Annotated in this window: 12 protein-coding genes and 1 riboswitch; of the genes, 10 read left to right on the forward strand and 2 right to left on the reverse strand. The window is 63.6% G+C overall.

The features are described 5' to 3' along the window. Positions 1-28: 28 nt before the first annotated feature. Together sucC and sucD are read left to right on the forward strand one after the other, a co-directional pair. On the forward strand, positions 29-1,192 hold the full coding sequence (sucC, locus tag BLU67_RS04995) for an ADP-forming succinate--CoA ligase subunit beta (RefSeq protein ID WP_092563062.1): 1,164 nt from the start codon (positions 29-31) through the stop codon (positions 1,190-1,192). Between the two features lie 18 nt (positions 1,193-1,210). Continuing rightward, positions 1,211-2,131: a succinate--CoA ligase subunit alpha gene (gene sucD, locus BLU67_RS05000; RefSeq protein ID WP_092563065.1), complete on the forward strand. Its 921-nt coding sequence runs from the start codon at positions 1,211-1,213 to the stop codon at positions 2,129-2,131. A 63-nt stretch (positions 2,132-2,194) separates the two neighbouring features. On the opposite strand, the gene BLU67_RS05005 is transcribed toward sucD, so the two are convergent. After that, positions 2,195-2,404 carry a hypothetical protein gene (locus tag BLU67_RS05005; RefSeq protein ID WP_092563068.1) on the reverse strand — a complete coding sequence of 70 codons (210 nt, stop codon included), beginning with the start codon at positions 2,402-2,404 and terminating at the stop codon, positions 2,195-2,197. A 142-nt stretch (positions 2,405-2,546) separates the two neighbouring features. Here BLU67_RS05005 and BLU67_RS05010 point away from each other — a divergent pair, with 142 nt between their 5' ends. Together BLU67_RS05010 and BLU67_RS05015 are read left to right on the forward strand one after the other, a co-directional pair. Beyond that, entirely contained in the window at positions 2,547-2,846 is a 300-nt protein-coding gene (locus BLU67_RS05010; protein ID WP_092563071.1) for a hypothetical protein, read from the forward strand. A 47-nt stretch (positions 2,847-2,893) separates the two neighbouring features. Further along, positions 2,894-4,282: a cell division protein PerM gene (locus tag BLU67_RS05015; RefSeq protein ID WP_143027339.1), complete on the forward strand. Its 1,389-nt coding sequence runs from the start codon at positions 2,894-2,896 to the stop codon at positions 4,280-4,282. On the opposite strand, the gene BLU67_RS05020 is transcribed toward BLU67_RS05015, so the two are convergent. Further along, on the reverse strand, positions 4,264-4,689 hold the full coding sequence (locus tag BLU67_RS05020; protein WP_176780700.1) for a hypothetical protein: 426 nt from the start codon (positions 4,687-4,689) through the stop codon (positions 4,264-4,266). The two genes, BLU67_RS05015 and BLU67_RS05020, sit on opposite strands and share 19 nt — an antisense overlap. Before the next feature lie 70 nt (positions 4,690-4,759). Here BLU67_RS05020 and purN point away from each other — a divergent pair, with 70 nt between their 5' ends. The 6 genes from purN (at position 4,760) to BLU67_RS05050 (ending at position 12,826) form a co-directional block, all read left to right on the forward strand. Beyond that, positions 4,760-5,416, forward strand: coding sequence for a phosphoribosylglycinamide formyltransferase (gene purN / locus BLU67_RS05025; protein WP_261977034.1), 657 nt, complete (start codon positions 4,760-4,762; stop codon positions 5,414-5,416). An 11-nt stretch (positions 5,417-5,427) separates the two neighbouring features. After that, a riboswitch (ZMP/ZTP riboswitch) is annotated at positions 5,428-5,516 on the forward strand. 20 nt (positions 5,517-5,536) lie between these two features. Next, positions 5,537-7,177, forward strand: a complete 1,641-nt coding sequence (gene purH, locus BLU67_RS05030) for a bifunctional phosphoribosylaminoimidazolecarboxamide formyltransferase/IMP cyclohydrolase (RefSeq protein WP_261977035.1) — start codon at positions 5,537-5,539, stop codon at positions 7,175-7,177. A gap of 15 nt (positions 7,178-7,192) precedes the next feature. Next, positions 7,193-8,512, forward strand: a complete 1,320-nt coding sequence (locus BLU67_RS05035) for an APC family permease (RefSeq protein ID WP_092563082.1) — start codon at positions 7,193-7,195, stop codon at positions 8,510-8,512. Further along, positions 8,505-10,793, forward strand: a complete 2,289-nt coding sequence (locus BLU67_RS05040; protein WP_092563085.1) for a 6-phosphofructokinase — start codon at positions 8,505-8,507, stop codon at positions 10,791-10,793. The genes BLU67_RS05035 and BLU67_RS05040 overlap by 8 nt, the downstream gene beginning before the upstream one ends. Positions 10,794-10,832: 39 nt before the next feature. Then, positions 10,833-12,494, forward strand: a complete 1,662-nt coding sequence (gene pgi, locus BLU67_RS05045) for a glucose-6-phosphate isomerase (RefSeq protein ID WP_092563088.1) — start codon at positions 10,833-10,835, stop codon at positions 12,492-12,494. Next, on the forward strand, positions 12,491-12,826 hold the full coding sequence (locus BLU67_RS05050) for a DUF3017 domain-containing protein (RefSeq protein ID WP_092563091.1): 336 nt from the start codon (positions 12,491-12,493) through the stop codon (positions 12,824-12,826). The genes pgi and BLU67_RS05050 overlap by 4 nt, the downstream gene beginning before the upstream one ends. Positions 12,827-12,896: the final 70 nt, after the last annotated feature.

Genomic DNA, 12,896 nt, shown 5'->3' on the forward strand with positions numbered 1-12,896 from the left:
TATCCGATCACGGAAGGACTTAAGAAGCGTGGATCTCTTCGAGTACCAGGCTCGGGACCTCTTCGACAAGCATGGCGTACCGGTGCTCAGGGGCATCGTCGCGACCACGCCAGAAGAGGCTCGCAAGGCAGCGGAGGACCTCGGTGGTGGCACCGTCGTCGTCAAGGCCCAGGTCAAGACCGGTGGCCGCGGCAAGGCGGGCGGCGTCAAGCTCGCTCACTCGCCGGAAGAAGCCGAAGAGGCCGCCAAGGCCATCCTCGGGATGGATATTAAGGGCCACACCGTCCACAAGGTGATGGTGGCCGAAGGCGCGAAGATCGCTGAAGAGTATTACTTCTCCGTCCTGCTTGACCGTGCTGAGCGCCGCTACCTTGCGATGTGCTCGGTGGAAGGCGGCATGGAGATCGAACAGCTCGCCGTCGCACGTCCCGAGGCGCTCGCGAAGGTCCCCGTCGACCCGAGCGTTGGTATCGATGACGCGAAGGCCCGCGAGATTGTGGACCAGGCCAACTTCCCGGACGAGCTCAAAGATGACGTTGTCGCGGTCATCTTGAAGCTGTGGGACGTCTACACCGGTGAGGACGCCACCCTCGTGGAAGTCAACCCATTGGTGAAGACCGAGGACGGTCAGATCATCGCCCTCGATGGCAAGGTCTCGCTCGACGACAATGCGCGTTTCCGTCACCCTGAACACGAGGAACTCGTGGACAAGTCTGCGACGGACCCGCTCGAGATCAAGGCGCAGGAAGCCGACCTGAACTATGTCAAGCTCGACGGTGAAGTCGGCGTCATCGGTAACGGCGCCGGCCTCGTGATGTCGACCCTCGATGTTGTGGCCTACGCAGGCGAAAAGTATGGCGTAGGTCCCGCAAACTTCCTCGACATTGGTGGCGGTGCCTCCGCAGAGGTCATGGCCGCCGGCCTGGACGTCATCCTCGGCGATGAGCAGGTCAAGTCCGTGTTTGTGAACGTCTTTGGCGGTATTACCGCGTGTGATGCCGTGGCCAACGGCATTGTCAAGGCGCTCGAAATGCTCGGTGATCAGGCTTCCAAGCCGCTCGTGGTGCGTCTCGATGGCAACAACGTCGAGGAAGGGCGCGCAATCCTCGCGCAGGCGAACCACCCGCTCGTGACCATGGCAGATACGATGGACGGCGCTGCGGCCAAGGCCGCCGAGCTGGCCGCGAAGTAAGGACGGGAAAGCACTCACATGTCTGTTTACCTCGATGAAAACTCTAAGGTCATCGTCCAGGGCATGACCGGTTCGGAAGGGCAGAAGCACACCAAGCGCATGCTTGGCGCGGGCACGAATATCGTTGGTGGTGTGAACCCGCGCAAGGCGGGCACCTCGGTAACGTTCGATGTTGTTCCTGCTGGGCCCGCTGCCGACACCGTTGAAGCCGGCGAAAAGGACATCCCCGTCTACGGGACGGTCGCCGAAGCCAAGGAAGCTACCGGTGCCAACGTTTCGGTGATCTTCGTGCCGCCGGCATTTACCAAGTCCGCGGTTATCGAAGCCGTCGATGCGGGTATCCCGCTCGTCGTTATCATCACGGAAGGCGTCCCGGTTGCGGACACCTCGGAGTTCTTCTCCTACGCCCAATCGAAGGGTGTTCGCCTTATCGGCCCGAACTGCCCGGGCATCATCTCACCCGGAAAGTCCAATGTCGGTATTACCCCGCCGGATATCACCGGTCCGGGCAAGATTGGACTGGTCTCCAAGTCCGGCACCCTGACCTACCAGATGATGTACGAGCTGCGTGACATCGGCTTTACCACCTGCATCGGCATCGGTGGCGACCCGGTTATCGGCACGATTCACATCGATGCGCTGAAGGCGTTCGAGGAAGACCCCGAAACCGAGCTCATCGTGATGATTGGCGAAATCGGTGGCGACGCGGAAGAACGCGCAGCAGCCTACATCAAGGACAACGTCACGAAGCCGGTCGTTGGATACGTCGCTGGATTCACTGCTCCGGAGGGCAAGACCATGGGACACGCTGGAGCGATCGTCTCCGGGTCCTCCGGTACCGCTCAGGCGAAGAAGGAAGCGCTTGAGGCGGTCGGAGTCAAGGTTGGCAAGACCCCGACCGAAACCGCGAACCTCGCTCGCGAGATTCTCAACGGCTAACGTCCAGACGCAGTGGCGCCGCCCAGGTTATTCCTGGGCGGCGCCACTGCGTTGGGCAGGGGACTATGCTGCTTCAACTTCCCGGTCGCTCGTCTTGCGAGCAGCAAGACGTCCCCGCCAAGCCTGCCAGATAGGTTCCGGAGTCGGTGGCGTAAGGAGAGAGACCACCACGAAGACGACCAGGCTCGTGCCAAGGCCGATATAGATGGGCTCGTTTTCCAAGGGGCCGAACCAGAACATCCCGATGACGACGGCGATGGTGCCAGCAATCATCGCTGTCCACGCGCCCGTCCCCGTCGCTCGCTTCTACAACAGTCCGCCAAGGATTGGCACGAACAAGCCACCAACGAGGAAGTCATATTCCAAGATCTTTTCTCCCGGCGCTCGCGTGGGCTGGATCGCTGCACCACAGCCCGTGCACGAACGGCTCCAGGTGGCGTGTGAGTCCGTGTGCATCACGCCCTCCGTCCTCGCCCAGGAACTCTTTATTCCGTGTGCTACGGCCGCCGGGGTGAAGTGGAAGGACCCGTCGATCCCGTCGGAGGCTGTGTTTAAAGAGCGGATGATGGGCGGGGAGGTAGAACCGTGGATTCCGGCCTCGATTATGACGTGGGAGGCGGCCTCGGTTTCTATCGGTGAAATGAATACCGATGAGGGGCGCGAGTTTTGGACCAGGTGTCCGGCCTCACCTCCCTACGAGTACCTCCACCCCTAGCCTGTCGCCGCTGAGGCGCGGGGCTGTGGTGCCTAGACTTGGGGGCGATGAGCACCATGACAACCTCCCCACCTCGCATCCTTCCCGAAGGCTGGCTGCGCGCCGCCTTGGCGGGAGTTGAGGCTGTCGTCCTTACCTGGCTCGCGGTCGCGGCGGTATCTCTCATCGCCTATGCGGCAACGGCAACGTCTCCGCAGCTCGGGAACGCGACGTGGACGAGCGCGATGGATGTGGCAACCTCGGCGTTTTTCTTGGCGTTCGCGCTGCCAATTTCCACCCACCTAGGGCCGCTGACGCTGGCACCCACCTTCGTGACGTTGCTCGTCGGCGTGCTGGCGTTTGCGGCGAGTCGGAGGCTTGACGCGGCGGGACTGCGCCAACTGTGGTGTACCGGCGCTGGGGCGAGCGCCGGCGTCTTCGTCATTGGAGCGATCGCCGGAATGGGGCTGTCCTCGCTACCTTCCGCGGTGGCAGCGGGAATCGTGGCGGCGCTCGGCAATCTCGCGGCGCTACCGCGGGCTGAGCGGGCGCTCACCTCCTCACAATGGGATGGCGCGCTCGCTTCGGTGCGCAGAGTGCTTGAGCGGTTACCGGATTGGCTCCGCAGAGCCTGGCCGGATGCGATGCGGGCACTGTGGTGGCTCGCGGGTCTCGGACTGATGGGGCTCGTCATCGCCATCGCCACGGCGTGGCATCGAGTCAGTTACGCAACCGCGGGATTGACGGATTCCGGGCTCGATACCGCCGCGATTTGGCTAGCGCAGCTCGGCTACCTGCCAACGCTCATCACGTGGGCGCTAGGCTGGCTCATTGGAGCAGGCTATTCGATCGGGCCGGTGCGCTTTGTCCCCGGCACCGATGCGACGGGCCTGCTGCCCGCGGTCCCAGTTCTTGGGGCCGGCCCGCATTCGGCATGGTCGGGCTGGATTTCGCTCGTACCTGCGGCGGTCATGCTGGCGCTTGCGATCTGGCGGACACGGCGCCACGGCGAAGCCTCGCTCATTGCCAGCATGCTGAAAGCCGTGGCAAGTTCCGTAGTGCTGCTAGCCTCGCTCGTGCTGGCCGCGACCCTGACCTCAGGTGCGATCGGTAACGGCGTCTTGGCGCGCAACGGCGTGTGGCCGCTGCACATGCTCGCGTTTGGGGCGCTCGTCATCGTGGCGCCATACCTCATCGGGGTGGCGATCTCACATCCCGATTCGCTTGCGTGGCTGCGTGGAGTGGTCGGTAGCGCGCGCACCCGCGTCGGTGATCGCGGACATCGCGGCGCTGACTCCGAGGAGCAAGCAGAAGCGCCCAGGCGGACGTTCGGCTCCACGGCGGCGCCGGCCATCAAGGTGCCGCTTCAGGACGAGGGGGATGACGCGATCCCGGACTTTTTGCGGAGCGAGGACGATACGCCGGATCTCGACGAGGACTATCCGCCGAAGAGCTGACGAAGCAGCGAGGACGTCATGTCCTTTTCGCACGCGATCCGGCCAGCGTCGGTGAGGGCCGTTGAGACGCACTCGAGGTAGGCGCTCGTCGTAGAAAATGCGAGGAGCTGAATGAGGGTAGAGACGGCAAAGAACCCGCCGAGCACCATCGTCGCGATTAGGAAGAACCGGAAGACGCCGGTGCGCGGCGCGCCGCGAAGCTTTCGTAGCGCGTAGATACCGGTGGGAATGACGGCCACGGCAACGAGCGCGGAGGCGATGACCGCAGCCATGGGGGCGCGCGGCGCGTTTAGGACCATCGACAAGATGAGCAGCAAGCCCGCCGCGATGGCAGGCTGCGTTGAGATGATCCGCTCAGCGGCCTCACCGGGCGGCGTCTTGTCATTGGATGTTGGGATCGTGCTCACGTGTCTCTTTCCGGGGGGCAGTCCTCCTATTGAATCACCCCCAGCCGCGCTTGCCGCTACGCTTAGCGGCGTGACTACCCCCACGCCCGTTGTGACACCTCCCCTTGGCTCGCACGCGAAGCCGGCGCGGCTCGTCGTGCTCGTCTCCGGCGGCGGCTCGAACCTGGCGGCCCTCATGTCGGCGTGCGCCGATCCCGCTTACGGCGCCACGGTCGTCGCGGTTGGCGCTGACCGGACGGGAACAGGCGGGGTAGCGCTCGCCGAGGACGCCGGGATCGCCACGTTTGTGACGCGCGTGGGCGACTACCCCAATCGGCAGGCATGGGATCATGCGCTCACGGCCGCGGTGGCAGCGCACGAGCCGGACCTCGTCATCTCAGCGGGGTTCTTAAAGCTCTGCGGGCCCGAGTTTGTCGCCCGGTTTTCCGGCCGTTATCTCAACACACATAACTCGCTGCTGCCATCCTTTGCCGGGATTCGTGGTCCGGCCGACGCCCTCGCCTACGGGGTGAAACTGGCGGGAGCGACGCTCTTCGTCGTCGACGAGGGCGTTGATACCGGAGTGGTGCTCGCGCAGGTGGCGGTGCCCGTCGAATTTGACGACACCGAGGACAGCTTGCTGGAGCGGATCAAAACGGCGGAGCGCGCCCAGCTCGTCGACGTCGTTGGGCGGATGTGCCGCGAGGGCTGGAGCGTCGCGGGACGCCGCACCCGGATCGGTTCCTGACGCGATACGATAGGCGCGGCCGCAACTGGCGAAGAAGGTGGAGCACCACCGGGGAGCGGCCGCAGGCATCCGTCCCGCATCGCGCGCCTGGGTGGGGGAGCTCAACCGCAAAGGATGTTCATGACCCGTCGCCCCATTGCCCGCGCCCTCGTCTCCGTTTTCGATAAGACCGGCATTGCCGAGCTTGCTCGCGCCCTTGGCGCGGCAGGCGTTGAGATTGTTTCCACCGGATCAACGGCCGCAACCATTGCCGAAGCAGGCGTTGCCGTCACGCCCGTCGAGGAGCTGACGGGTTTCCCCGAATGCCTCGATGGCCGCGTCAAGACCCTCCACCCTGCGGTGCACGCCGGGATCCTGGCCGATCGTTCCAACCCTGATCACGTGGCACAGCTCGCCGATCTCGAGGTCGCTGGCATCGACCTCGTCGTCGTCAACCTCTACCCGTTTGCCGCGACGGTGGCCTCAGGGGCATCGGTCGCTGAGTGCATCGAAAAGATTGATATCGGCGGGCCGACGATGGTGCGTGCCGCCGCGAAGAACCACGGCAGCGTCGCCGTCGTGACTGATCCAGCCCGCTATGGAGAGGTCGCCGCGGCGCTCGCCGCCGGCGGATTCACCGACGAGGAACGGCGCGCCCTCGCGCTGGACGCTTTTCGACACACCGCGACCTACGATGTCGCGGTCGCGACGTGGCTGGCGCAACTCGGGGGGCAAGACGAGCTGCCGGAGTGGCTGGGGCGGACCTGGGATAAGGCCGCAGACCTGCGCTACGGCGAGAACCCGCATCAGCGAGCGGCGCTCTACGTCAGCGGAGAGGGGCTCGCGAGCGCGGAGCAACTCGGCGGCAAGGCAATGAGCTACAACAACTACGTCGATGCGGATGCGGCGTGGCGAGCAGCGTGGGACCAGGGCGATCAGCCAACCTGCGCGATCATCAAGCACACGAATCCGTGCGGGCTCGCTGTCGGGCAGACCATCGCTGAAGCGCACGCCGCTGCCCACGCCTGCGATCCGATGAGCGCCTTCGGCGGCATTATTGCCGTCAATCGGGAAGTTGATGCCGAGCTCGCGGCCCAGATCGTGCCGATCTTCACCGAGGTCGTCCTCGCGCCCAGCTACAGCGAACAAGCGCGTGACATCCTCGGTGCCAAGAAGAACCTGCGGCTGCTCAAGGTCGCCCCACCCGAGCGCTCCGGTGTGGAGATCCGGCCCATCTCCGGCGGCCTGCTCGCCCAAGAAGTTGACACGATCGATGCCGTCGGACGTCGCGATGACGGAAGTGGACTCGGCGATGATAGCGAGCACTGGAATCTCGTCGCTGGAGAGGCAGCCGACGCGCACACCCTCGCAGACCTTCAGTTCGCGTGGCGAGCCGTGCGAGCAGTGAAGTCCAATGCGGTTCTGCTCGCCAAGGACGGCGCGACCGTCGGGGTTGGGATGGGGCAGGTGAATCGCGTCGATTCAGCAAAGCTCGCAGTCGAACGGGCGAATACGCTCGGTGTGGCTGTTGCCTCCGAGGTCGATTCCGCCGGCGGCGCTGAAGGTGTGGATACCTCCGGTGCTCCGGAGCGGGCGCGCGGCGCTGTCGCAGCCTCGGATGCATTCTTCCCGTTTCCCGATGGCCTGCAGGTCCTCATCGATGCTGGGGTCCGGGCTGTCGTGGCGCCCGGCGGTTCGGTGCGCGATGCGGACGTGATCGCCGCGGCGAAGGATGCCGGTCTCACGATGTACTTCACCGGGGTGCGCCACTTCTTCCACTGATCTTATGATCGGACCATGGCCTCTGAGCTAGCCAGGGTGCTGACCGCGAAACAGGCTGTAGTGATCGGCCTGGGATCGATGCTCGGCGCCGGCGTCTTTGCCGCCTTCGCCCCCGCGGCCGCCGTGGCTGGCTGGGCGCTCCCGTTGAGTCTTGTCCTGGCAGCCGCCGTCGCCTTCGCAAACGGCACCGCCTCAGCCCAACTTGCCGCCCGCTATCCCAAAGCGGGCGGCAGTTATATCTACGGGCGAGAAAAGCTCGGCGCATGGCCAGGCTTCTTTGCTGGCTGGGCTTTCACCATTGGCAAGACTGCCTCGCTTGCTGCGATGGGACTCGTCGCGGCAACCTATCTACACCCGAGCAATCCCCGACCCGTTGCGCCCGGCATCTTGGCTTTCGTCACGATCATCGCGTGTCTCGGCGTTACCCGAACAGCACGCGCGACTGCCGTGATCGTCGCGATCGTCCTGCTCGTTTTGGGGTGCGTCTTCCTCACCGCCTTTGAATTACCTGCCGCCTATCCGTTCTGGTCGCACGTCACGGAGCTGGCGGCCACGGCCGATGGAACCACCGTCAGGGGAATGGCCCAAGGCGCAGCCCTGCTGTTCTTTGCCTTCGCCGGCTACGCCCGCATCGCGACGATGGGTGAAGAGATCCGGGACCCGGCCTCCTCGATCCCGGCAGCGACCCACCAGTCGATCGGGCTGGCAGCGGTCATCTACGCGGTGATCACGTATCTGCTCCTTACTCGGCTCGGGCCCGAAGCGACAGCTGCTACCGATATGCCCATCGCAAGCCTCGTTGACCTCACCCGTTTTGACCGCATCGGGATCGTGTTGAGTGCGACGGCTGCACTGGCTGCCACGGGAGCCCTGCTTGCCCTCATTGTCGGGATTTCCCGCACCCTGCTGGCGATGTCTTGCCACGGCGACTTGCCGGCGTTTTTCGCCCGCACCAACCGTCGACAGGTCCCGGCGCTCGCCACCATCGTCGTCGCCGGAGTCGTCGCGGCACTCATGGTCTTTCTCCCCTCGATCACCACGGCGATCGGCTTTTCCTCGTTTGGTGTCCTGCTGTACTACGCGATCGCCAACGCATCTGCATTGCGTCAGCCCGCAGCTGAGCGGCGTTACCCCCGGGTCCTTCACATCTTTGGGCTCCTCGCGTGCCTTGGACTCGTCGCATCACTTCCGGTCACCTCGATTGTGATCGGTGCAGGCGTTGTCGTGGTTGGGTCGATCTACCGTCTCGTGTGGCTAGGGCTTATGACTCACCGAAAACCACCCCGGGTTGAGACAATGGAACTGGAGCCAGGAAAGGACACCCAAGATGAGTGAGTCCGAGACCGGACACGATAACCCGTCAGCCGAAGACTTTGCGCGTGGGCAGGGAGTGCGGGTCGGAGTTCTCACCTCCGGTGGCGACGCGCAGGGGATGAATGCGGCGGTGCGCGCGGTAGTTCGCACCGCACTTGTCATGGGAGCAACCCCACTCTCCATCCTCGAGGGTTGGCAGGGAGCGGTCGATAACTCCATCCACGAGATGGGGTGGTCGGATGTCTCCTCGATCCTCAACCAGGGCGGCACCGTGATCGGGACCGCGCGGTCCGCGGATTTTCGGGAGTATGAGGGCCGGCTGGTCGCCGCCGAAAACCTTATCCGCCACGGCATCGACAAGCTCGTGGTGATCGGCGGCGATGGTTCCCTGACCGGTACCAACCAATTCCGCAACGAATGGTCGCAGCTCTTAACCGATCTCGTTGAGGCGGGGCGGATCAGTCATGAGGAAGCAGCCGCCCATCCATATCTCGCGGTCGTGGGACTCGTGGGGTCGATCGATAACGACCTCGTCGGCTCGGATATGACGATCGGCGCCGACTCGGCCCTACACCGCATTGTGGAAGCCATCGACGCGTTGACGTCGACGGCAGCGTCCCATCAGCGCACCTTCGTCGTCGAGGTTATGGGCAGACACTGCGGCTACCTTGCGCTCATGAGCGCGGTAGCGGGTGGCTGTGACTATGTCCTGATTCCCGAACGGCCTCCGGGCGAAGGCTGGGAAGAGGAGATGTGCAACGTCCTGACGCAGGGGCGTGAGGCAGGACGTCGCGAATCCATCGTCCTTGTTGCGGAGGGCGCGCAGACCCGAAGCGGGGACCGGATCACCGCAGCGGATGTCGCAGGCATCCTGAAAGACCGGATGGACGTAGACGCTCGCGTGACGATCCTCGGCCATGTCCAACGCGGTGGCACTCCCTCGGCCTATGACCGGTGGATGCCGACACTGCTCGGGTATGCGGCGGTGCAGACCGTGCTCGAGCAGGGCAGTGATGATGGCGCTGTCATCCTCGGTGTGCGGCACAACCGGATCGCCCGCCTCGATCTTGTGACGGCGGTCAGCGACACCCGAAACGTCGCGACCCTGATCGAGCAGGGAAGCTACGACGAGGCTGTCGCCGCGCGAGGCCGGTCATTTACCGAGATGTTGAAGATCAACTCCCTACTTTCGGCGCCACCGTCACAGGCCCCGCGCGCTACCGGAAAGCGGATCGCGATCCTGCACGCCGGGGGACTAGCTCCGGGAATGAACACGGCCGCCCGCGCGGCAGTGCGGTTGGGGCTCGCACGCGGCTACACGATGCTGGGAGTACGAGGCGGCTTCCCGGGCCTTATCGACGGCGCCGTCGACGAACTCAGCTGGGACGATGTCGAAGGCTGGGCGTTTGCAGGTGGTGCGGAACTCGGCACGCGGCGGACTGAACCAAGCCTGGAGCAGTTCTACGCCATCGGACGCTCGATCGAAACCCAACAGATCGATGGGCTCATGATCATTGGCGGGGTTGACGCCTACATGTCCGGCTACGAGCTTGTCAGCCAGCGCGACCGGTATCCGGCCTTCCGAATCCCGATCGTCCTCGTGCCAGCATCGATCGATAACAACCTTCCCGGCTCCGAACTCTCGATCGGAGCCGATACCGCCGTGAACAACGCGGTGTGGGCACTCGATCGAATTAAGGAGTCGGCGGCCGCTTCCCGCCGTTGTTTCGTCGCCGAGGCGATGGGACGAAAGTGCGGCTATCTCGCCTTCATGTCGGGCCTGGCCGCCGGGGCTGAACTCGTCTACCTCAACGAAGATGGCGTCGACCTTGACACGATTGCCTCCGATGCGGCCATTATGCGGGCCTCGTTTGAGGCCGGTCGAAGGCTTTTCCTGGTCGTACGAAACGAAGAGGTCTCCGAGCTTTTGACCATGGACTTCATGGCGCGAGCCTTTGAGGAAGAAGGCGGCGGACTTTTCGATGTCCGACAAAGCGCGATCGGTCACCTCCAGCAAGGTGGCAGTCCCACCCCGTTCGACCGCCTGCTTGCCACCCGCCTGGTCTCCCATGCCCTCGATGAGATCTGCCGCGAGATTGGGGACGAAACCTCGGCGGCGCTATATGTCGGGATGGCGGCCAATTCGCTGTCATCGCGCCCCATCGAACGGATGCTCGATGATTTCGATGTCGCCGACCGTCGTCCGAAGTACCAGTGGTGGCTGGGACTGAAACCCGCGGCGCAAGTCGTGAGCTTGCCCGGTGCGGGGCTACTCGGCCCGATTCCGATCATGGATGCATAGCACCTAGGCTGTCATTAGCTCGACTTCCAAGGAGAACAGATGAGTATCGATCCGACAACCACGACCGCGTGGCAGGCACTGCAAGACCTCGCCGACGTCTTCACGATCGACCTGCGAGAAGAGTTCGACAACGACGATAACCGCGTTGCCGATTTCACCGCTCGAGCGAGCGATCTGTATGTCGACATGTCGAAGAGCCTCCTCACCCGGGAAGTACGCGACGCGCTCCTTTCCCTCGCTGCCGAGTGCAAAGTCGAGGAATACCGCGACGCGATGTTCGCCGGAGACAAGATCAACGTCACCGAGGGACGATCGGTGCTCCACACGGCGCTGCGAAGGAAGCAAGGAGATACCCTCACCGTCGATGGCCAAGACGTCATCGGCGACGTGCACGCCGAACTCGACAAGGTCTACGACTTTGCCAACCGCGTGCGCTCCGGGCAGTGGCGCGGCATTACGGGAAAGCCCATCACGCATGTCGTCAATATCGGAATCGGTGGCTCCGACCTCGGGCCAAAGATGGCCTACGAGGCGCTGAAGCCCTACGTTCAAGACGGCCTGGAATGCCGCTTCGTGTCCAACATCGATCCGAGCGACATCTACGAAAACACGGTCGACCTCGACGCCGAGACCACACTGTTCATCATCGCCTCCAAGACGTTTACGACCCTGGAGACGCTGACCAACGCCCGACTCGCGCGGACATGGCTGCTTGACCAGCTACGCGATCAGGGCATCGTGACGGAGGACAGTGAGTCCGAGGCCATCGCCAAGCACTTCGTCGCGGTATCAACCGCGCTCGATAAGGTCGCCGAGTTTGGCATCGATCCCGACAATGCCTTCGGTTTTTGGGATTGGGTCGGTGGTCGTTACTCCGTCGATTCCGCGATCGGAACCTCCCTCGTCGTCGCCATTGGCCCGGAGAACTTCGCCGAGTTCCTCGCTGGCTTCCGCGCCATTGACGAGCACTTCGCCAACGAACCCGCAGAGGGCAACGTCCCGCTGCTGCTCGGTCTGCTCAACGTGTGGTACGTCAACTTCCTCGGCGCCGAGTCCCACGCGGTCTTGCCCTACGTGCAGTACCTGCACCGCTTCCCGGCCTACATGCAGCAGCTGACCATGGAGTCCAATGGCAAGTCGGTGCGATCGGATGGTTCCTACACCGAATACGACACGGGAGAGATCTTCTGGGGTGAGCCGGGAACCAACGGTCAGCACGCCTTCTATCAGCTGATCCACCAGGGGACACGGCTAATCCCGTGCGATTTCATCGCGGTGGCGAACCCCGCTCACGGTCTCAAGGATGGTGAGACGGACGTCCACGAGCTGCTGCTTGCCAACTTCTTTGCCCAGACCAAGGCGCTCGCATTTGGCAAGACTGAGGAAGAGGTTCGGGCCGAAGGAACCGAGGAGAAGATCGTTCCCGCCCGAATCTTTGAGGGCAATAAGCCTTCTACCTCGATCATGGCACCCGAGCTGTCACCCAAGGTTTTGGGCGAGCTCATTGCGCTCTACGAGCACATCACCTTCGTTGAAGGAGCTGTCTGGGGAATCGACTCCTTCGATCAGTGGGGCGTCGAACTTGGCAAGCAATTGGCGAAGGACCTCACGCCCGCGGTCGCTGGCGACGAGAAAGCCCTGCGTGAGACGGATGCCTCTACCCGGGCGCTGATCGACTACTACCGCAACGAGCGCGAATGACCGCTGTGATTCCGGGGTCACAGCCGGTTGACTCTCGCACGAGCTCGAAGTCGGCTAAGAGCGCCAATCGTGTGGTGTTGGTGCTCACCGCTGCCCTGATTCTTCTGGCGCTCGCCCTGTCATATGGGATCGGTGCGCAAGCAGGGATTGTGACGGTCGCTCTCGGCTGCATTGCAGCTGCCGGCGCTCGTGCGGTATTGCCGGAGTCCGTCATGCCGGCGGCTCGTTCACGCTGGTTCGATATCGCTGTCCTGCTCGCAGCAGCAGTGATCCTCTTTGCCTTCCTGCCTGTGGCCGGCCCTGGCATGGAGCGACCGATCCTGGTCCCTTAGCAGGACTGAGAAAACCACGGCCACACATGACTGTGGGCCTCGATAATTCGAGGCCCACAGCGCTGTGATG

This window comes from Bowdeniella nasicola (assembly GCF_900107735.1).
Classification (GTDB): domain Bacteria; phylum Actinomycetota; class Actinomycetes; order Actinomycetales; family Actinomycetaceae; genus Bowdeniella; species Bowdeniella massiliensis.